Here is a 19959-nt window from a genome sequence, read left to right as displayed (position 1 = left end):
ATAGTGGCTCGTGGCTAAAAACTGAGCTTTGCGATTAGATCAAGACTGCTTTGGTACTTGTAGAAGAGATTGGGCATGTTCTAATGCGTGTTGCACCTGAGTAAATCCTGTGCCACCAAAGCTATTTCGAACTGCAACGACTTGTCGCGGTGAAATCGCTGCATAAATATCGTTTGCGAATTGAGGGTGAAACTGCTGCCATTCCTCTATTGTTAAGTCTTTCAGTAGTTTTCCTTGGGAGAGGCAAGCTTTCACCACAGCGCCAACGATATTGTAAGCTTCCCGAAAAGGCACCCCTTTTTTTGACAAATAGTCTGCGACATCTGTAGCATTGGAAAAATCTTCACCCACCGCAGATTCCAGGCGTGGGGTTTGAAATTCTAGTCCTTCAGCCACCAAAATAGTCATGGCTTCTAAACAAGCCTTAATGGTGGTTACACCATCAAAAATGGCTTCTTTATCTTCTTGCAAATCCTTGTTGTAGGCCAAGGGCAGTCCTTTCATCACAACCAGTAAGCTCTGCAAATGCCCAAAGACACGCCCTGATTTACCCCGAACTAATTCGGGAACATCAGGATTCTTCTTTTGGGGCATAATGCTGGAGCCTGTGGCACAGCTATCCTTTAGTTTTATGAATCCAAACTCTTCCGAGGCCCAAAAGATAACTTCTTCGGATAAGCGGCTGAGATGCACCATGATTAGGCTGGCAGCGCAGAGAAACTCAATGGCAAAATCGCGATCGCTGACGCCATCCAAACTATTTCGATAGAGATCGACAAACCCTAGCTTGTCGGCGGTGTATTGGCGGTCGATGGGGAAAGGGGTTCCGGCTAGGGCCCCTGAACCTAAAGGAGAAACATTCACTCGCTGATCAATTTCACTGAGACGCTGCCAATCTCGTTCAGCCATCTCAAAGTAGGCCAGCAAGTGATGGGCTAGGCTGACGGGTTGAGCCCGTTGTAAATGGGTATATCCAGGAATGAGCGTTTGTACATGATCTGCGGCTAAGCTAACGAGTGCTTGTTGCCAGGTCCGAATCAACGTCTGAATTTGCAGAATTTGATCATGCAGATAGAGGCGAATATCGGTGCCAACTTGGTCATTTCGAGAACGCCCCGTATGGAGTTTTTTGCCAGTGTCTCCAATCAGTTCAATTAAGCGGTTTTCGACAGCAAAGTGGACATCTTCGGCATCAATGCCTGGTCGAAATTGGCCTTGACGATATTCTTGGCGAATGGCCTCTAACCCTTGATCAATGGCATCGGCTTCCCCTTGGGAAATAATGTCTGTGTGAGCCAACATTTGAACATGAGCTTGTGACCCGGTTAGATCATATTCAACTAAGGCAATATCGAAATGAATGCTGGCATTAAAAGCTGCAATCACAGGATTTAAGGCAGATTCAAACCGTTGACTCCAAACTTTGGAGTCAGGGGAGTCGGAACCATTCGCGGGAGGTGTGGAAGAGGATGCCAATGTATGAAGTCCGAAGTAACAGAGGTTCAGTGGGCTTTAGTAGGATGTAATGCTGCGAAACACGTAGCCAACAATAAAACCGATGATCAGAGCCCACACCTGTCCCGATTGGATAAAGTTATCCCACATAGATTGGAAAGAAGAACCGAGATTATCTTCAAATTGTTGAGCAATCCAGAGGTTGTGGTTGAACAAATTCAGGCTGGACTGAAGGAGAGAGAGGTTCATCTGCGTTGATCCTTCAAGGAATATCTTCATCTGTTATGAAAGCATGCCCAGAGGGTAACAGGAACTGTAGATGTTATGAAGATTTCTGCAAAGCAGAAGTATGAAAGAGGGATGGGTTGGCGCTACCCCTTCAAGCCGCTCCCAGCTTCAGAAGGGACGATATACCGTTGCATAATCAGGAAAAACAATAAGACTGGGGCAACTGAAATAACTGAGCCAGCGGCGATTAGTCGCCAATTCAGCCCAAATGCACTAAAAAGATTGGAGACTGCGAGGGGAAGGGTGTAATACTCGGGCTGATCCAGAATGATCAATGGCCATAGGAATTCTCCCCAAGAGCCAATAAAAACAAAGATCGCCAGGGTAACCAGGGCTGGTCTGACCGATGGCAGCATAATATGCCACCAAATTCCTAGCTCTGTACAGCCATCGATGCGGGCAGCTTCTTCTAATTCTTTGGGGACGCCTTGGAAGGCCTGCCGGAGCAGAAAGATGCCAAACGCAGATGCGATCGCAGGAAAGATCACACCCAGATAGGTATTTTTGAGCCCTAACTCAACGGCTAAGACGTAAAGCGGGATCATCACAATTTGAAAAGGAATCATAATTGTGGAGACAACCACCGCAAAAATCAAATCCTTACCCTTAAAATCCAGTCTAGCCAGGGGGTAAGCGGCAAGAGAGCTGAACAAAACGTTGAGGGTAACGGTGAGAGATGAAACGAATAGGCTATTGAGAAAATACTGACCAAAGGGCTGTTGTTGCCAAACAGAGACAAAATTATGCCACGTGGGGTGGACTGGGAATAACTGCTTTAAGAAGAAAGCAATATTCTCCAGGGGAGATAGAGATACATCTCTTGACGCTGCAACAGGGAAAATATTGTCTTCCTGACCTTTGAATGCCGTACTGACCAGCCATAACAGAGGTAGTAACATGGCCAAGGCAATGACACCAAGGAGTACATAGGTGACTCCTCGTGATAACCATTTCCAATATCGATCTTGCTTTAGCACCATTGGGCTATTGGCTTAATTAATCCCATTATCCTACCAGCGTCTCTTAAGCGGTCGCTGATCTCGAAGTAAAAGACGCCTTAATAAAGATAAATAGCTAAGCGCACATCAATGGTGCTGGTGCAGTCTTGAAAATAAGTACAAGTCTAATTGCCGTAACTCTGAAATAGATTTGAGCAATTAGGTCCTATTCTTCATCTTCAGTAATCTGTTTTAAATGGATATGCTTTCGTCCAAGAGAAATTTCAAACTCATCGCCAGGAGCCAATTCCATCTGTTTGGTATAGGCAGCCCCAATCAGCAAATTTCCATTGGATTGAACGCTGATTCGGTAGCTGGCGTTGCGACCGCCTCGACCATTGCCATTTTGGCTTTTGCCATCTAATTCTACGCCTTCAGCATCGATCAAAGCATTGAGGAATTTCATCATGCTAATGCGTTCTGACCCATCCTCATTCAGGGTAAAGTAACCGCATTCTTTCGCTTTTTCTTCACGACTTAGGTCTTCAAGTTGTTTGACCTTCTCAACCAAGGCTTGTCCGCTTAAAGGCGTCTTACCTTGTTTTTGCTTTTTAGCCATGAGTTTATCAATCCTATTCTGCAATATCACCTGTTGAGACAAGCATAATATATGCTGCTTCTTGTCATCAATAAAGCATAGAGGGAATCGCAAAAGGTTGTTTAGACCCAATCCACAGTTTTCCCATTTACTTGAATGAGATGCAGTAATGAGTACTAAAAAATTTAGGAAGAGTGTGAGAATAGCAGTCTTGGTGAGTTTTATGAGGAAAATAAATGATATTTTGGATGGAAAATCAGGAAAACTCTATTCTTCGGATGACATAGGATTTTATCAATCTCTAAGTCTGTGATCCTTTGCCTCTATAAGCTTAAAATCTCACTATTGAAGAATGAAGAGTGAAATTTCTGTATTAACAAAATAGTAATAAACTCTATAGTCTGTCACGTACATCGACCTAATCTGAATGGATAAGTGTTGACGGGTATTTGATTATTTAGGAGTATGTCGAGGTGCGATATACTGTCCATCGTGGAACTAATGATTATCTGTAGTTCAGATGCTACCGACTATTATGTATAGTTCCAAGAAAGCCGATTAAAACTGCTGTCGTAAATCTCAGCTCATCCACTGCCCAAAATAGGTGAGATGTCTAGCCCATAAACTGAGATTGAGTATTGGGTTTAGAGCTTTTGCCATTAGTCAAAACGATAGGTAAATCTGAAGGGTAATTTTCTGGGGATAAATAAAAATATCTGCAGGAATAAAAAATGCTCTTGAGCAAAAGTGTATCCAATATCCAAGGGTAGAGCGGAACTTGAGCAGGCGATTATTGAACGCTAAAGCTGGGTGTTGATCAGCGGCTACAGCCTTATAACCATTGACCCCCACGGAAACGCCAACGGGGGAAAATGAGGCGCATCAAACTTTGTGAGGTAATAAAGACGGCTATCCAGACAAAGCTGTAGTGAACAATAAACCAGCCCAAGTGCCAGACATCTGTGCCTGGTAATTTAATTTCAGCAACATCGCTGAGCAAAATAATAAACAGTCCTTCCCATAACGCTGCTATCCATTGCAGTGCTGCTGGCCAATCTTGGTCCCAGCGGAAGTTCTGGATCTGGATGTAAAGGTAGTCCCAGCCTAAACCAAAGATAACTATATATTGTAGCAACCAAAAATAACCAGAGCCTTCAGGATTGCCGAAAAAACCGCTGCAAAATAAAAGGGTAATGACAAGGCCCACGGTTTCCATGAGTAGAATACGGGTTTGCCAGCGTCCGAGCAGAGTGGGGGTCATGGTTGGAAATCGTTAAGGAGTTTTGTTCTGAGCCCATTTCAGCCATTGTAAAAATGAGCTGATACCATTGAGCCGACGGAGATTGGGGGCACGGGCTGCAACTAAGCCATCAAGGGCTTGTAGGGCGGTGTACTGTAATCCTAAAAAGCTGTCCACTGCAGCATAGGGTCCCCCGAATGTAATGGCACCTGCCCCATACATGCGACCATTTTGGTTGCGCATTTCTAGGAGTTCAAAGTCATTGGTGACAGCCAAGCGTCCTGCTGGGTTCAAGGGTAAATTATAGTGGGTGACCAAATCATTGAGTAGCGGACTGGCTTTGACTTTGCTATCTAGACCTGTGGCATCAATGATGAAGTCAGCCTCCAGCTGGATTTCACCCCGGGGTCCTTTTTCTTGGATATAGGTCGTGGGGCGAGATTGGGCATTGGGCACGACTCGGGTGACTTCACCAAAGGTGATTTGATACCATCCCTGATCGAGTCCTGTCTGGACCAAGTCTTTCCAGTCCTGGCGATCTGCCGTGGTGGTGCCCCCCCAATCCGCTAGGAAATTGGTGCGTTGGTCAGGGGTGGCTTGTTCTAGCTCTTCTCGCAACGTACCTCCCCAACAGGCTTTAGGCCAATTAAAGGGCTGGAATTCAAAATGATTGTCAACGGATCTTTGAGCTTTACGAAATCGGTTGCCTTTGGGTTTAGGGGATCGCATTAAGTGCAAAATCGAAATATTGGCATTGCGCTGACGAGCCTCGTGGAGCCTTTGAATAATGCGAGAGGCGACAATTCCCCGCCCCCGCAGAACGACCGTTCCTCCCTGGCGTTCTAGGGTTTCATAAACATGGTTATGGTCTTCGTAGGCATTGACAACGGATTTAAAGTCTCGGGTTTGTTCTCGATAGGCTTTGAGATCGGGTAAAAATTGTAAAACGGGATAACCGGTGGCCAGATGGACATGACGAGCAACAACAAAGGCTGTTTGTTTGCGACCAGGAGAATAGGCAATGGCATAGCGGCCATCGTTGGTCTTCCGAATGGCTCGGACTCGCCCAAACCGATACATTTGGGGCCAGCCAATCCGAACTGCTTCCCGATCAATGGAGGCGAATACATTGCCTGCCCTGGGGGTATAGGTTTGGATAAAAGTGGGTTCAGCAAAGACCTGCCACAAGTATTGCAATGCAGGATTGAGTTTACCTTTATTAAACTCATGCCAAGCTTCTCGTAAGGCATAGCCCGGCCATCCCCAGATGTTGTCAGGACAGGAATCCGAGTTGGACCTTAGACGTTCATGGGGGGGGATTTGGGAGTTGAGGCAGAGCCGTTGGTAACGAGCATAGGGGCGCTCTTCGATGCCGAGGGCCCGAATTTGCTGGGGCGCTGCACCCGAAATTCGCAGAAAATTTACCCAGATGAAGCTGCCTAACCCTGCGCCCACGGCTAAGTAGTCGATCTCTTCTACGAGGAGCTGGGTGGCATATAGATCTTGAACGACAACCTGATTGGCTTGGAAGGCAGGGGGTAAAACGTTGACCGGCGTAGCTGCAACAGGCGCAGCCGGAACAGGAGAATCTGGCTCGGGGACCTGGATAATGGATTGCTCGCTGGCTTCGGCGGTGGGTAAACCTGTGCCGTCCAGGGTAAACATCAAGGTGATTTCGTAGGGACCAATTTTGAGTAGGTCGCCATTGCTGACATTGCAGCTCGGTTGGAGGACGCCGTTGACCCAGGTGCCGTTACTACTGTTTTGGTCGGTGACGCGAATATGGCCTTGGACCCATTCAATGACGGTGTGATAACGAGAGACTTGGCTGCTATTGAGGACGATTCGAGCCACCCGCTGATGGTTGAGTTCTGCGGGCATTTGAGCGAATTCGCGACCAAAGGCAATCGGACAGGTTAACAGTGGGGTTCGTTGTTCACCTGTAACTGGATCTTGCCAGTTCAACCGTACTTGTCCAGGAATGGTGCTCATTCTTCACCGCCCCTATGGTTTGCCAATAAAAACGGTGTTGGATGTGGCCATGGAATGGCCACACATGGGACAGTCCTGTTTGATCGCATCATTACTATAGGCAGCGACGTGGTGACATTGGGGACATTGCAACCCATAAGCTGCCGTTGAAGGGGGACCACTTTTGGGGAAAGCGGGTGGCGCTGCAGGAGGCGTAATGGTCATAGCTGTGATTTGAAGCTCTACCCGCCCTAGCTTGATCCGACTCCCGGCTCGCACGGGTAAGTCTCCTTGTTTAAGCAAGGTGCCATCTACCAGGGGGGGATTTTGTTGGCGCAGGTTGCGAATAAAAAACTGTTGAGCTTGGGGTTGAAAGAAAATTTCTACATGTAGCCCAGAAACGGAACGCTCTTGAAAAACGATGTCGCACAGGGCGGGGTCACGACCTAGGCGAATTTTGCCCAGCTGTTTGCTGGGTTGTTGATCCCGTAAAACTTGGATTTTGGTTTGGCCGAATTCTGACCATTGGAGTGTTAATTCACTCATGGATGCCGCCAGCTCGTAAAGTCTGAATCAAATGCAGAAGCAATCTTCCCTATTAATAGTCAGGATCTTGCCTACAGCAGGAGAAGGTACCAATTGTTTTAAGGACTCTGTCAATCCTTACCTTCCCCTCAGCATACCCGTGCTGCCGTGACAATCATCACCGCGATCGCAGTCTGCTACAGGCTATAGATGGCTGAATAGAGGGCATTCTTAGGATTGCAGCAATATCCTAATCCTGCTAAGAAATAAGACAGGCTCCTAGTCCAAGACAGCAATACCTTAAGCGCCAACATGAGAATTAATCAGCAGTGGACCAATCTATGGTGAATGATCGGCAGAGTGGTTTACTCAGACTTATTTCGGCTCAGTCTAATGCTGACGTAGCTCAGTCCTGTTATTCCCTATCTGAAACGGGGGAAACGGCGATCGGGCGAACGGCAGACTGCCAAGTGATCATTGATTCCAATCTTTTTGGTGGAGTTTCACGCCGTCATGCGATCGTTAAACCGACGGGCTCTCGGACGCCTCAAGGTGCTCCGATTTGGCAAGTTTGCGATCTCAATAGTGCGAATGGCACCTATGTGAATGGTCAACGAATTCAGGGGTGTCAAACCTTGAATGTGGGTGATCGGGTGATGTTGAGCCACAACGGCCCTGAATTCCTATTTGAGCATCGAGCCACCCAGCTCTTGGATCAGTTCGCCGCAACGGGCTCTCCTGCTCCTATATCTACACAGCCGTCTTATCCCCCCTTCTAAGCCACCCCAGCCGTCTTATCCCCCCTCAACCACCGGTATATCCCCCCTCAGCCAACACCGGGGGGCTGTCTCTAACCAGGTGACCGTAAGTCAGCTGTTTCCCATCGTTTCAGCGCGCAAAGATCTCTTGGGTAAGGGGTATTTAATCCCTGGCATTCTCACTGTAATGATGGTGGTGTTGCTATTTATCTTTGCGAGCAACCCACCTATCTTTAATTTGCTCTTGGCCTTGTATCTAGGGGGTGGCGGGTTTTATTTCATTTATCGATTGTGCGGTAAAGCCAAGCCCTGGTGGGTGTTGTTCCTCAGTACCCTGTTCACAATGGTGATCCTGGTAACGCCGATCTTGAGTCTGTTTATTCTGGTCTTTCGGGGAATTTTGCCCGGAAATGTTCAAGATGCGTCTCCTGATTTTATTTCCCAACTGATTAGTCACTTCTTTGGCGCAGGTTTAATGGAGGAGTTGCTCAAGGCCCTGCCTATTTTTGGATTCTTCTATTTGGGATCGCAATTACGCCCCCCGAGTCGCCAAAAAGTTGGGGTTTGGGAGCCCTTGGATGGCATTTTGATTGGTGCAGCGTCGGCCCTTGGATTTACATTGCTGGAGACCTTAGGACAATATGTTCCTGGTATTGCCCAGCAGGTTGCGCAATCGTCTTCGAATGAGTTTGCTGGGGCCTTAGCTGCAGTTCAGCTTTTGATTCCCAGAATCTTAGGATCGGTGGCTGGTCATATGGCCTACAGCGGTATTTTTGGCTATTTTATTGGGCTAAGTATTCTCAAGCCAGCCCAGCGATGGCAGATCCTAGGAATTGGCTATCTGGTGTCTTCTGGGATTCATGCCTTTTGGAATGCCTCAGGGAGTTTGGCTCGGAACTTTGGAGAATTGGCGGCTGTTTTAGCACTGATGACGGTGGGGGTTCTAGCCTATGTCTTTTTGACCGCAGCGATTTTGAAGGCACGCCAGTTATCACCAACGCGATCGCAAAATTTTGCCACCCGTATCGCTCCACCGAATTAATAGGTATGAAAACCTCACAATTAACAGGTGTGATGTCCTTAAACTAGGCCGATTTCCCGTAGTCGTTCTTGCAGGTACTGTCGGGCTGTTTTGTCTTCTGCAAGTACCACCTCGGGTCGAGGATGGAGAAACAGGGGCATGGATAATCGGGACTGGTGCCGTGCTGGACCGTCAGGGTTAACGACGCGATGAGTAGTGGAGCGGTAAAAGCCTTGGCTCGCCAGCTGCAGCATATCGCCAACATTGACGACGATATCGCCGCGATCGCACACTACGGATTGCCACTGACCCTCTGCATCCAACAGCTCTAAACCCATCGCCGTTGCAGCTGGCAGCAGCGTGATCAGGTTGATATCTTCATGGGCAGCAGCGCGAACAGCTCCTGGAGGAATGTCATCGGGTAAAGGTGGATAGTGCAGCAGGCGAAACAGTGTTTCCTTACTCTCAGTGATCATGGCACTTAAGGGTTCTGTAAAGCCAGAGCGAATGTTGGGTGGAGCCTGGATTTCTACCCACTCCAGTAGCTTTGTTGCCAAGTGCCGGAGTTGGTTAAATAAGTCCCAAGTGGCATCACTCATGCCCTGGGGGAGAGGATGGCTTTCATAGATATGAAAGAACTCTTTCAGGTCTGGGGTGGTATGGCCCTTGGCTTGCTCCGTCTGAAATGGAAAGTAGCCCGATTGGATTTTCGGGTCAAAGGTATATTGAGCTTTCTCTTCATGATTGAAAAAAGTCTGCCAATCTTGATACGTGCGCTCTACTAAGGAATCAGCAATTGGACTATGGCGGAGAACGGCAAACCCAGATTGTTGCAGAGACTGGGCAAACTGTTGTGGCGCATCAGCAGATTGATAGTCCAGGGTGGGCAAAGGGGAAATCATAGGGGCGATCCATGGGCAGCAAGCAAGGCAGTGCCATAGGCGGCTTGTTGATGCTGAGCGGCATAACAAGGGACCTGAAGATGGCGTTGACGAATAGTTTGCCAGACCGTGTTTTGGGCACCCCCGCCAGCAGTATAAACTGCCTTCAAGGGAGGCGCACCATGAGTTTCTAATAGATGATATCCTTGGGCTTCGATGCGAGCCATGCTGTCTAGTAAACCCTGCAAAAACTCCACAGGATCCTCTGGGCGAGGGGTGAGCTGTGGCTCCAGAAGGGGATCATTAATGGGAAATCGTTCTCCAGGCTTAAGCAGTGGGTAGTAGTTCAAGGGACTAGGCTGGCTGGGGTCAATGTGCTGGCTGAGTTCAATGAGTTCTGGGGTGGAGAAAAAAGATTGAAGTACAGCTCCACCCGTATTGGATGCACCGCCCACCAGCCAGTAATCTCCGAGGCGATGACTATAGATGCCGTAGTTGGCCAGATCGATCCGGGTAGGACTCAATAGCTTGAGGACAAGGGTAGAGCCAAGGGACGTGACGGCCATCCCTGGTTGAGTCGCTCCGCTGGCAATAAAGGCGGCAACGCTATCTGTGGTGCCTGCACAAATTTGACACTCCGAGGGGATGCCAAACTGACGGGCAAGACGAGGTTGAATGGGGCCAATGGGTGCGCCGGGTCTGATGACTTGAGGCAGCAAAGGCAGAAGCTGGCTGAGGGGTGGCTGGTGGAACCAGTCGGGATACGCTGCGATGCGGCCTATGTCCTGCGGACAGCAAGCAACGGTCATCGCAGGATCGTATCCTAGTTTCAAACTATTGTGATCATCACTGAGTCCTGGGCGGCCATGCAATAAGAAGGCTAACCAATCAGCCTGATGCATCAGATAGCGAACTGAGGTCATATCCACGGTGCGGCTCATACCCAGCAGTTTTGCCAAGCTAGAACTAGCACTGAGTACAGGATGACCCGCAGGAGCCAAGCTGGTGAGCAGTTCTAAACTAGCTGGATCGCAGGTGTCGTTATACATCTGCGGTGGATAGAGAGGGATGCCGTTCTCATCGCAGAGCAAAATGGTGGAGGAAGTACCGTTAATGGCGATGGCTTGTAGATGCGATCGCACGTCTGCCGGGATCTCACCGATTAATTCCCATAGGGCATGTTGCCAGCAGTCTATACGCTCCTTTGGGGATAGCCCCGGAAACGTACAACTAGCTTCTGCCAGGACTTGGTTCTGTTGATCAATGACAATTGCTCGGGTCCCTGATGTGCCAAAGTCAATCCCTAAGGAATATTCCATTACTTCCCCGTTGTCTGGATTAACATCTAGCCCTCTTGACTAGCATCCGGTTCGTTCGTATCGATTGTGGGATCAGACTTTTGTGAGGTGGAGATCGCTTCTGTCAACTGTCTGGTTTGCCGATGGGATAACATTCCGAGCAAAACCGGAGATTGTTTACCTTCCCCTTTTTTATTTTCAGAATACCGTTGAACCTCAAGTACAACTTCTCCCTGGTGGCACCCAGGACATTGGCGTTGATCCACTTCTAAATAGGGAATGGTTGCTGCTCTAGGTTGAATATGAGTTGCAGCTTGGACGATCTGATCGGCCTCTAAAACTTTGAGGAAAACCTCGGACTGTTCATCTGCAACCGTGCCCATCCTTTGGCCCTGGCCGTACCACTGATCGCAGGTTTCGCAAAAAGGATCTTTAGCGGCAGACTTTGCCATGATCACACTAATGGCTTCAATAATCGCTAACTCAATCAGCCAATAGATCCAGGTAAATGTTTCATTCAGAGGAATGCCATCACTACTGCTACCTGCACGACCGATGCTGAGACCCTGTTTGGCTGAAAATTTGAGATACCCCACAAAGCCAGATGATCCGGTTTCTTCCTGAAAAAAAGTGTCCATCAGAGCGTTCATATCCGCTGAGTCAAGATCTTGACCCAGCTCAGCCTCAATCTCTTTAGCAAAGGACTGTCGAGTCAAGAAATATTCACCCCCGTGATAGGCCCCATAGGTGATTAAGCCGGTCAGGACCCCGAAGAAGAGACCGACTAGGGGACTGCGAACTTTGCCTTTCTTAATGGCGACAGTCGTGGCACTGCCACTGGTAAACCCCATCAGGGCTGGGAAGATCAACAACAAATAAATCCAACGAGCGATCAATGCGATCCCACCGCCTACGACTGCGCCTCCCAGAGTTGATAAGGCCAGTAACCATATCCATCCTGTCCCAGGCACTTTGTTGCTAGGTCGATATGGTTTCATAAGTGCGCCCCTTGCCCGATGGCTGATGAATGGGTCGATTGTACTGCTGTGCACCTCAAGTTGGGGATTTTTGGGTAGCCAGGACTGTATCGTGCGGCTATGGATAGTAATGCGGAAGGAAAACCATAGAAAAATGGATGAATTAGACAGAGTGATCCATAATGTGTTCGAAAGTGAGAGGTTTATCACTTCTCCTTAGATGGCTGAGCCTCAGCGTTCTGCGCCGGGAAAAGCCACGTTTTCCATTCTATTCGTGAACCCAGTGCTGTGAAATTCAACAATCGCCCCAATCGTTGTATTGAAGTTTCAGGTAAGACCTGTTGGATTAGTCGAGATGTGACGGTGTTAGGCGTTATCTTTTTTGTGATTGGAGAGACGGCGTATATCCCTTTGGGATTAAGAGGGGACCAAATGCCGACAGAGCCGGGAAAATGGGGACTGCCGGGTGGTTATCTTGACTATGATGAAACCGCAGGAGAAGCGATTGTTCGGGAAATATGGGAAGAAATCGGACTCAATATCCCCCAGCTTCAGAGCCAATACTCTTTTCAGGGGTCTTTGGATCAGCCCTACTATGTGGGGTCTCGTCCCTTACGGCTGCAAAATGTGTCCCTGCGGTTTCCGATGATGTTTTTCTTGGAAAATACGACTCAACTGCCGTCGTTACAACCTCAAGTTGCCGTCGATGAAGTGGCTGAAACTCGTTGGTATGAATTGGAAGAGGCCATCAATATGCAGTTGGCGTTTAACCATAACGGCATTATGAAGCACTGCTTAGAAAGCTACTACAAAGATATTTGGTCTCCTGCCCTTCTCTCTTCCTGATGGGACAGTCCCCTAGCCACGGCTTTCTGCTAAAGCATAGAGGCGGAATACAGACTGAAAGAGGGCCCAAACGGTTAAATGTTCAGGGACTTTTTGTTCCGTCCATTGGTTGGGTTGGCAGTAGAGAAATGGAATTAGCGATCGCAACTGCACTACATCACATTCAATAAATCGCAATCCCACAAAAAACGGTCCAGAATCGCTATTTTGTTTCCAACGAATTTCAACTTTTAACTCCGTTTTTAAGCCCGGAATCCTCAGTAGACCTAATTTATCGGCGGGCGGTTGTTTCCATTTCCGGTTCAAGCGAACGGCAGCTCCTCCTTCCGAAATATTGATGCTCCGTCCTAACAACCATTCCCCATTGATTTGGAGTTCGCAGGGAGACTGACGGTCAAACCGAGAATGCTGCCGCTGAGGCACATCGATATTAACCAGAACGCAAATGTACAGGAGGATGAGGTTATAGGTGGTCCAAACAATGTTGATTTTGAGGCTATCTGGATTGGCCGTACTCCAAGGGGCATAAAAAATGCGCATGCCCAAACCGAATAAGGACAGCACAATCAGGACCACTAGGGGCAATAGCAAATGCCAATTGATATGTAAACGATTAGCCGCAATGCCCTTAGGGGTCACTTTAAAAGCTTTGCCAAAGGGATTTCTCAGGGTTTGAATGACCGTCAGCATCATGGGAATGCAGAGGATGGTTTCATAAACATCGGACCAAAATGCCGACCGCCGTCCCTCTGTCATCCAAGAGAAAGAGATGGCATTACAGACAAAATAGGGCAGGTAGAAAAAGAGGACCCCATCAATCGTTGCTCGCAGAGGAGCTAGCTCAAACAGTAGGTAGGACAGGGGCATCACCAAAAAGATGAACCGGGGGACAGAAAGGCACCAGTACAGTAATCCCAGGGAATGGGAGACTCGCTGCAATAGGTTCAATCCGGGAATGGTGAAGACATTGGCGGGGCAAAACATGGATTGTAAGGTTCCCTGGCCCCACCGTAAACGCTGGTCAATATAAGCCCCCATATTTTCAGGCGACATGCCAGCTGAAAGGGCTTCATTGAGATATTTAATCTTGTAGCCCAAGGACTGCAACTTCAAAGAGGTAAAGAAGTCTTCCGTGATACTTTCTGTGGGAATACCGCCAATCTCAGCGAGTGCCGTCCGCCGGATCACAAAGGAAGACCCGCAGCAAATAACGGAGTTGGTGACATCCCGACTGGGTTGGATATAGCGAAAGAACAGGGCTTGCTCGTTAGTGAGCACCTCTTGTAGTCCCAAATTAACCCCAATGGGGTCTTCGTTATAAAAGTTCTGGGGGGTTTGTAATAACGCGACTTTCTCATCTTGGAAGAATCCGACTGTGCGGGTCAAGAAGTTGGTGGTGGGGATAAAATCAGCATCAAAAACAACGATTAAATCGCCGTCTGTTTTTGCGATCGCATGATTGAGATTCCCTGCCTTTGCATGGTCATTATTGGGACGGATAACGTAGTTGCAGTCCAGCTCTTGAGCCAGTTCGCGAATATGGGGACGTCGCAGATCATCCAAAAGATAGACCCGCTTGTGGTCATACTTCATGGCCTGACAGCCAATAATGGTGCGTCGGAGGACGTCAGGTGGCTCATTATAGGTGGGAATTAAAACGTCTACCCAGGGCTGATACGCGCCGCTGATGACAGCTTGGGACAGGCGATCGGCTTCAGGACTGCGATCAATGCTGGGAATAGTTTGCAGCATAAAGGCTGCCGTGTTAGTGAAAGCCATTAACTCCATGACAAACAGCAAAATGCTGAGGGTGCCATTGAGGGGATCGGACAAATTTAAGGTGTTAAATAGCCGCCACAGCTCATACCGTACACCTAGTCCCACTAACAAAATGGAAATGGTGGCACGGCTCCACAACAGAGGTTGGGGACTAATGGTTTTGAGACAAAAAACAAAGGTGCCGCCGATAGCCGTTGGCAATAGTAACCGATCCAGACGATTGGCTTCAGGGGTAAACACTGCCTGCATCTGTCGCCAAAATGTAGCTAAGTCAGCTAGGATCAACCGTTCTTGAAACTGGCTCCACAGCCAAAAGCCTCCTAGGATAATTACTAAGCACCAGACAATCCGTTCCAGCCAATCGATATCAGTCCGTTTAAGCATGGATGGCCTTAGCGAGAGACGACAACTTCGACACTGCGGCCGACACTACAGAACCGTTCAGGCTTCAGGTCCTCAGAAGCCAGCATGATTCGCACAGCAACGGCGCGTTTAACTAATTCTGGAGGCGGCAGAGCAACGTCTTGTCCGGTGACCACTCGACCTACCCCGGAGCGAATAGATTGGATGCGACCTTCAATTTGATCTTGCTGGCCATCGGTGAGTAGCCGGACATTCACCGCAGAGCCTATTTGCAGGCTTCGGACATCTTCTTCAGCCATAAAGGCATCAACCCAGACCTGTTTGCAATCCAGTAGCTTAATGAGGGCGTCACCACTATCTACATGTTGTCCTAGAGCGCCACTGCGCCGTTCTACGGACCACACCACGCTATCCGTGGGGACCGTAATAGGTGCATTTTGCTTGAGGGTGAGCTGTTGGGAAATATGAGCGATTTTAAGATTATCTTGTTCAATTTGGGTGCGTAGGACCTGGACTTGTTCTTCTAAATCAGCAATCTCGGTCCGCAGTTCTCGGTCCCGAATATCGGGCAAACTAAAAGTCTGGGAGCCACTTAGTTGTAAACCGTTTGAACTGGCAGCCTGCTCTGCGCGAGATTGACTCAGATCGGCTTGGCGATTCCGCACCACCTCATTGGCCCGTTGGGCTGCAGTAATGGCTTGGTCTGCTCGATCTCGGGATACCGCCCCTGCTTTGACTAAGGAGCCGTACCGCTCAGCTTGTACATTCGCCAGCTTGGCTGCATGTTGGGCATCCCGTAGCTGGGCTTCTTGTAGTCTGATTTGCTGAGTATGAAAGGTGGCTTGGTAGTTCTGCTGTAACACTAACTTTTGTGAGAATTCAGCTAGGAGTTGTCGTCGGTTGGCAATTTTTTGTTGTAGGAGTCGCAGTTGAGATTGGTTTAATCGCAACTGCGACTGAAGTTGTTGACGATTGACTTCTATTTCGGGAGTACGCACATTTTGGACTTGTCCAATTTGAGTGCCAGCAGTTAAGGTTTCCCCTGGCATTAAATTGTTGAGGGTTAACTGACCTTGCATCGGAGAATGCAGGGACAAGATAGGGGCATTGATATAGGCTTGGTGGCTAACCACTGAGGTTTGGCTACGCCACAGGTAAGACCCTAAAATTGCCAGAACCCCAATCCCAGTCCCTAGGCGCAAGAATTTAAAGACGGTTTGCCTAGAAGGCAAAGATAAAGGCTTAGATGGTGTGGGAGCTTCTTTCTCTTTGTCTAATTGGTAAGTTGGATCATTATTGGGGAAATTCTCGATACCAGAAGTCATTACTAGCGAACTCTAAGCCATCAGTCTTACAACTATCTTGGCTTGTAATTTTTATGTTTTCTTCAGTAATCGCACTGAATATTTTAGTGTCTTAATGTTCGATTTTGTGAATGTATTTAAGGTGAATTACCTCAGTTATATAATGGTATTTCAGTGCAAATACTTATGGTGGTTTTTCACTAGATATGTTTATTTTTGCAAGTAGATTTATATTTAAAAGTGTATATACTCTAGACGGCTAAGATATTAACTTCTTTAAAAGACTAAAACTTGAGTGATAGAAGGCTTGTTAGTTTCGCCTTGTGCTCTCCATTGCATTGATCAATGCAATGTTGAATGGCCCCTTTGAAAGAGTGAAAATCGGCATAATACTTCGAGTAGAGACATTCCTTGCGCACAAAGCGCCAAAGCCGCTCAATCAAATTCAAATGGGGTGAATAGGAGGGCAAATAGACTAACTCAATATCGACGATCTCAGCAAAGTCAGTCACCAGCTGGCATTTTTTGATATCGGGCATTGTCTAAAATGACGCTGATGGGTATGACTGGGTCGAGTAGTGCCAGCTTGGCTAGCAACAGACACATGCTATGAGAGTTGATGTAGGTGTGGTTGGTGATACTGGTGACTTCTTTGGTGACAGCGTTGAGTGCACCCAGAACATTGAATCGTTGACGGCCAGAAGGAGACGGGATGAAGATCCGACGAAGGCACCAGAGAAACCCCAGATAAGCCCGGTGAACAAAATGAGCAGCATCCACAAAAAAGACAAGACGCTCTTGGCGTTGAGCTTCCTCTAATAAGGGTTCAAGGCGAGTTTGTCGAAACTGCTCTTGCTCCTCAATTTTCTCGGGCAGACTCGACTTTCCCGGCACATACCCCACTTTTCGATAGCGACAACCAATGCGCTTGAGGAAGGCTTTGATCTGGGTTGGAGAACGCTTAATGCCTGTCAATTGTTCAATGACTGCTTGGGCTTCTGCACTGGTGCGGGGCGGGTGGTGCTCAAAGTAGGCTCTCACACTATCGCTATGAGCATTGAGTGAACTAGGTTGACCTTTGTATTCCAGGGTCTTCAGTCCTTCAATTCCGCCTTGTTGATACTGACGAAGGGTTTTAGCTAAGGTCGGACGACTAATCTGACAAAGCTGACAAATCTGGGCATGGGGAAGACCCTGACTTTTCAAGTAGAGCACTTCCATCCGTCGCTGCACCCGTGGGTGAGGATGATGATAGCGTTCGTAGTTGAGGTGTTGGATTTCCTCTGCGGTGAAATCAATTTTAATCATGCAAGTAAGAGAGTAGGTGGGGGATACTCCCAGTGTGCCAAATCTCTCCGCTACTATGTTAAGTCACAAGTCGTCTGCAGTATATGAAGTTTTTATGTAAGCCAATATACATATTTTTTGAATTAATAAATTAACTTAAATTCTTATCAATTGCAAACTTCAATCCATGCGCTGCAATACATATGATTATTTTTCTTGGTATTTATTAAATTGTTCAACTATTTTTTGGGATTCATTTAATATAGTTTATTTTGCTATTTTAATTAATCTACAAATAATCTACATCAAATAATTGTAGTTAGTTTATTATGCTGCTTATGATAATTTTCTAGATAGCCTATGTATGCTCAATATTTGATTTAGGGTTGTAGAACAACGGTAATGTGTTCAAGATGTCTAACTTAATGATTTTCTAGAAATTGGGTGAATTCACTCAGAAAAAGTTATCTTGTTTAAGTTTTGGTAGCCAAGATTCATCTGTCAGTCTGAACGAATAAAACCTCTCAAAACCCATTAGATATTGCGCAGTGATTCCTCAATGCATAATGATTCTTTGATATGGGAATGCTGAACTGACTTACCCACAAAATCTTTGGATTAACCAGCTAAATCAGACTCAGAGTTTGGACTAGAAACAGAGAGATAAAGTGTGTAAGCTTGGCACCAGTTGTAATCTGTGGGAAAAGCTATGTCGGCACCAACCGCGACGCTCCTCATTTCCTGTCCTGATCAAAAGGGGTTAGTGGCGAAAATCGCCCACTTTATTGCAATTCACCACGGCAACATCATCCATGCCGATCACCATACGGATTTCACCCATCAGTTGTTTCTCAGTCGCTTGGAGTGGAGTTTAGAGGGGTTTCAGTTATCGCGATCGCAAATCGGTACCCAATTCTCTGAACTGGCAGAATCCTTACAGGCCAACTGGCAGCTACACTTTTCCGACCGTAAGCCTCGCATGTCTATTTGGGTCAGCAAGCAGGATCATTGCCTATTGGATTTACTGTGGCGACAGCAGGCTGGCGATCTCCCCGTCGAGATTCCCCTAATCATCAGCAACCATGACACCCTGCAACCGATTGCCGAACAATTCAACATCGACTTTTACCACTTACCCATCAACAAAGAGAGTAAAGCTCGGCAGGAGAAACAGCAGCTCGCCTTACTCAAGCAATACAAAATTGACTTGGTGGTCCTGGCCAAGTACATGCAAATCCTTAGCCCTCAATTTATCGCCGCCTTCTCTGCCACCATCAATATCCACCACTCCTTCCTGCCTGCCTTTCCAGGGGCCAACCCCTACCAGAGAGCCTATAAGCGGGGTGTCAAAATTATTGGTGCCACAGCCCACTACGTCACTGAAGATTTGGACGAAGGCCCCATCATTGAACAAGAAGTGGTGCGGGTTAGCCACCGGGATTCTAGTGACGAATTTATCCGTAAGGGTAAAGATGTAGAACGTTCAGTGTTGGCCAGAGCAGTTCGTCTTCACCTGCAGAACCGGGTCTTGGTCTATAACCATCGCACCGTCGTTTTTGATTGAGCCCGTTTTCTTCGGTTAGGATTGAGTTCGGTTGATACCGAATTGCCTTGTCTTTGGATCTTATCGCGGCTGTTACTGCTGATAAACCAGAGAATAATGATGAATACCCAACGCGATCTCGCTTGGAGACGACGACAGCGAGCCGTCAAGATTCGGCATCGCCAAACCCGTCATCTGAGTGGTCAAACTGTGAATCGCGGCCGTTTTGCAAAAGTCAAAGGCTACCCATCCTATGGAGAGCCTACCCAGGCAAGACCTAGCAAAGCCTGGAGGCTACTATATTGGCGTTCCAGAAAGCTAAAACGAGCAGCGCAACTTGGGTTTGACTATCCCCGTAAACCCTGGCGAGACTTGCTTTTAGAGATAGAAGACGTTTGATAACATCACAAAGATGCTGAAGATATTGTTTGTCTGTAGTCGTAACCAGTGGCGCAGCCCAACCGCAGAGCAAGTCTGGAAAAATCATTCAGGCTTGCAGGTGCGATCCGCAGGTACCAGTCCCAAGGCTAAACGGACCCTTTCGATGGCCGATATTCGTTGGGCCGATGTGATCTTAGTGATGGAGAAGAAGCATAAAAATCGAATTCTGGCTCAATATAAGCAATGGGCTGACCATACCCCCATTCATATTCTGGATATCCCAGATGATTATCAGTACATGGACCCAGACTTAGTCGAGCATCTCCAAGATGTAGTGCCTGGGTATGTAGAGGAGGGACTTAGGGCGAACTCCAGTGATGCTCAGTTTACATAAACTCTCTACGTGTGATAATTTTAATGTCTACGGACGCATAGCTCAGTTGGTTAGAGCACCACGTTGACATCGTGGGGGTCTCCCGTTCGAGTCGGGATGTGTCCATTCGTTA

18 protein-coding genes, 1 tRNA gene and 1 pseudogene are annotated in these 19959 nt (G+C 47.6%); 7 read left to right on the top strand and 13 right to left on the bottom strand.

Going from position 1 to position 19959, the window contains the following annotated elements; all coding sequences use genetic code 11:
- Positions 1–39: 39 nt before the first annotated feature.
- The 7 genes from argH to HRE53_RS18430 form a co-directional block, all read right to left on the bottom strand.
- Positions 40–1476: an argininosuccinate lyase gene (gene argH, locus HRE53_RS18460; RefSeq protein ID WP_235107495.1), complete on the bottom strand. Its 1437-nt coding sequence runs from the start codon at positions 1474–1476 to the stop codon at positions 40–42.
- Between the two features lie 36 nt (positions 1477–1512).
- Positions 1513–1704, bottom strand: coding sequence for a hypothetical protein (locus HRE53_RS18455; protein ID WP_235107494.1), 192 nt, complete (start codon positions 1702–1704; stop codon positions 1513–1515).
- Positions 1705–1826: 122 nt separating this feature from the next.
- A complete protein-coding gene (locus HRE53_RS18450) occupies positions 1827–2723 on the bottom strand; it encodes a carbohydrate ABC transporter permease (RefSeq protein WP_235107493.1) in 897 nt (298 codons plus the stop codon).
- 184 nt (positions 2724–2907) lie between these two features.
- On the bottom strand, positions 2908–3300 hold the full coding sequence (locus tag HRE53_RS18445) for an AbrB family transcriptional regulator (protein ID WP_212664737.1): 393 nt from the start codon (positions 3298–3300) through the stop codon (positions 2908–2910).
- 811 nt (positions 3301–4111) lie between these two features.
- Positions 4112–4540: a hypothetical protein gene (locus HRE53_RS18440; RefSeq protein ID WP_212664736.1), complete on the bottom strand. Its 429-nt coding sequence runs from the start codon at positions 4538–4540 to the stop codon at positions 4112–4114.
- Between the two features lie 12 nt (positions 4541–4552).
- Entirely contained in the window at positions 4553–6511 is a 1959-nt protein-coding gene (locus HRE53_RS18435; RefSeq protein ID WP_235107492.1) for an FHA domain-containing protein, read from the bottom strand.
- A 12-nt stretch (positions 6512–6523) separates the two neighbouring features.
- Positions 6524–7036: an FHA domain-containing protein gene (locus HRE53_RS18430; protein ID WP_212664734.1), complete on the bottom strand. Its 513-nt coding sequence runs from the start codon at positions 7034–7036 to the stop codon at positions 6524–6526.
- 308 nt (positions 7037–7344) lie between these two features.
- Here HRE53_RS18430 and HRE53_RS35220 point away from each other — a divergent pair, with 308 nt between their 5' ends.
- Positions 7345–7794 (top strand): FHA domain-containing protein, encoded by a 450-nt coding sequence (locus tag HRE53_RS35220; RefSeq protein WP_235107491.1) that lies wholly within the window; start codon positions 7345–7347, stop codon positions 7792–7794.
- 79 nt (positions 7795–7873) lie between these two features.
- The gene (locus tag HRE53_RS35215; protein WP_235107490.1) at positions 7874–8815 is read left to right on the top strand and encodes a PrsW family intramembrane metalloprotease; all 942 of its coding nucleotides are present in this window, start codon (positions 7874–7876) and stop codon (positions 8813–8815) included.
- A 38-nt stretch (positions 8816–8853) separates the two neighbouring features.
- Here the strand turns inward: HRE53_RS35215 and HRE53_RS18415 are convergent, their stop codons facing one another.
- Genes HRE53_RS18415 through HRE53_RS18405 form a run of 3 tightly spaced genes read right to left on the bottom strand, consistent with a single transcriptional unit; the run spans position 8854 to position 11971 of the window.
- Positions 8854–9696: an isopenicillin N synthase family oxygenase gene (locus HRE53_RS18415; RefSeq protein ID WP_235107489.1), complete on the bottom strand. Its 843-nt coding sequence runs from the start codon at positions 9694–9696 to the stop codon at positions 8854–8856.
- Positions 9693–10994 carry an FGGY-family carbohydrate kinase gene (locus HRE53_RS18410; RefSeq protein ID WP_235107488.1) on the bottom strand — a complete coding sequence of 434 codons (1302 nt, stop codon included), beginning with the start codon at positions 10992–10994 and terminating at the stop codon, positions 9693–9695. Before HRE53_RS18410 ends, HRE53_RS18415 begins: the two co-directional genes overlap by 4 nt.
- Before the next feature lie 26 nt (positions 10995–11020).
- Entirely contained in the window at positions 11021–11971 is a 951-nt protein-coding gene (locus tag HRE53_RS18405) for a hypothetical protein (RefSeq protein WP_235107487.1), read from the bottom strand.
- A 267-nt stretch (positions 11972–12238) separates the two neighbouring features.
- Here HRE53_RS18405 and HRE53_RS18400 point away from each other — a divergent pair, with 267 nt between their 5' ends.
- The gene (locus HRE53_RS18400; protein WP_235107486.1) at positions 12239–12796 is read left to right on the top strand and encodes an NUDIX domain-containing protein; all 558 of its coding nucleotides are present in this window, start codon (positions 12239–12241) and stop codon (positions 12794–12796) included.
- 12 nt (positions 12797–12808) lie between these two features.
- On the opposite strand, the gene HRE53_RS18395 is transcribed toward HRE53_RS18400, so the two are convergent.
- The 3 genes and pseudogenes from HRE53_RS18395 to HRE53_RS18385 form a co-directional block, all read right to left on the bottom strand.
- On the bottom strand, positions 12809–14959 hold the full coding sequence (locus HRE53_RS18395; protein WP_235107485.1) for a glycosyltransferase family 2 protein: 2151 nt from the start codon (positions 14957–14959) through the stop codon (positions 12809–12811).
- Positions 14960–14967: 8 nt separating this feature from the next.
- On the bottom strand, positions 14968–16263 hold the full coding sequence (locus HRE53_RS18390) for an HlyD family secretion protein (RefSeq protein WP_235107484.1): 1296 nt from the start codon (positions 16261–16263) through the stop codon (positions 14968–14970).
- A gap of 263 nt (positions 16264–16526) precedes the next feature.
- Positions 16527–17550 (bottom strand): annotated as a pseudogene (locus HRE53_RS18385) (IS630 family transposase).
- Between the two features lie 688 nt (positions 17551–18238).
- Here HRE53_RS18385 and purU point away from each other — a divergent pair.
- From purU to HRE53_RS18365, 4 genes are all read left to right on the top strand, one after another.
- Positions 18239–19093 (top strand): formyltetrahydrofolate deformylase, encoded by an 855-nt coding sequence (gene purU / locus HRE53_RS18380; protein WP_235107483.1) that lies wholly within the window; start codon positions 18239–18241, stop codon positions 19091–19093.
- A gap of 96 nt (positions 19094–19189) precedes the next feature.
- Positions 19190–19471 carry a hypothetical protein gene (locus tag HRE53_RS18375; RefSeq protein WP_235107482.1) on the top strand — a complete coding sequence of 94 codons (282 nt, stop codon included), beginning with the start codon at positions 19190–19192 and terminating at the stop codon, positions 19469–19471.
- A 13-nt stretch (positions 19472–19484) separates the two neighbouring features.
- The gene (locus tag HRE53_RS18370; RefSeq protein WP_235107481.1) at positions 19485–19847 is read left to right on the top strand and encodes a low molecular weight protein tyrosine phosphatase family protein; all 363 of its coding nucleotides are present in this window, start codon (positions 19485–19487) and stop codon (positions 19845–19847) included.
- Between the two features lie 31 nt (positions 19848–19878).
- Positions 19879–19952 (top strand) — tRNA-Val (locus HRE53_RS18365).
- The last annotated feature ends 7 nt before the right edge of the window (positions 19953–19959 follow it).

Origin of the sequence: Acaryochloris sp. 'Moss Beach' (assembly GCF_021497025.1) — a bacterium.
GTDB classification, from domain to species: domain Bacteria; phylum Cyanobacteriota; class Cyanobacteriia; order Thermosynechococcales; family Thermosynechococcaceae; genus Acaryochloris; species Acaryochloris marina_A.
This window is presented reverse-complemented; position numbering and strand designations above follow the sequence as displayed.

What these genes read in the sequence shown, in the direction of transcription:
- HRE53_RS18455 (WP_235107494.1), bottom strand. Translation starts at nt 1,704, where the DNA reads ATGAACCTCTCTCTCCTTCAGTCCAGCCTGAATTTGTTCAACCACAAC.
- HRE53_RS18450 (WP_235107493.1), bottom strand. Translation starts at nt 2,723, where the DNA reads ATGGTGCTAAAGCAAGATCGATATTGGAAATGGTTATCACGAGGAGTC.
- HRE53_RS18445 (WP_212664737.1), bottom strand. Translation starts at nt 3,300, where the DNA reads ATGGCTAAAAAGCAAAAACAAGGTAAGACGCCTTTAAGCGGACAAGCC.
- HRE53_RS18440 (WP_212664736.1), bottom strand. Translation starts at nt 4,540, where the DNA reads ATGACCCCCACTCTGCTCGGACGCTGGCAAACCCGTATTCTACTCATG.
- HRE53_RS18435 (WP_235107492.1), bottom strand. Translation starts at nt 6,511, where the DNA reads ATGAGCACCATTCCTGGACAAGTACGGTTGAACTGGCAAGATCCAGTT.
- HRE53_RS18430 (WP_212664734.1), bottom strand. Translation starts at nt 7,036, where the DNA reads ATGAGTGAATTAACACTCCAATGGTCAGAATTCGGCCAAACCAAAATC.
- HRE53_RS18415 (WP_235107489.1), bottom strand. Translation starts at nt 9,696, where the DNA reads ATGATTTCCCCTTTGCCCACCCTGGACTATCAATCTGCTGATGCGCCA.
- HRE53_RS18410 (WP_235107488.1), bottom strand. Translation starts at nt 10,994, where the DNA reads ATGGAATATTCCTTAGGGATTGACTTTGGCACATCAGGGACCCGAGCA.
- HRE53_RS18405 (WP_235107487.1), bottom strand. Translation starts at nt 11,971, where the DNA reads ATGAAACCATATCGACCTAGCAACAAAGTGCCTGGGACAGGATGGATA.
- HRE53_RS18395 (WP_235107485.1), bottom strand. Translation starts at nt 14,959, where the DNA reads ATGCTTAAACGGACTGATATCGATTGGCTGGAACGGATTGTCTGGTGC.
- HRE53_RS18390 (WP_235107484.1), bottom strand. Translation starts at nt 16,263, where the DNA reads ATGACTTCTGGTATCGAGAATTTCCCCAATAATGATCCAACTTACCAA.
- purU (WP_235107483.1), top strand. Translation starts at nt 18,239, where the DNA reads ATGTCGGCACCAACCGCGACGCTCCTCATTTCCTGTCCTGATCAAAAG.
- HRE53_RS18375 (WP_235107482.1), top strand. Translation starts at nt 19,190, where the DNA reads ATGATGAATACCCAACGCGATCTCGCTTGGAGACGACGACAGCGAGCC.
- HRE53_RS18370 (WP_235107481.1), top strand. Translation starts at nt 19,485, where the DNA reads ATGCTGAAGATATTGTTTGTCTGTAGTCGTAACCAGTGGCGCAGCCCA.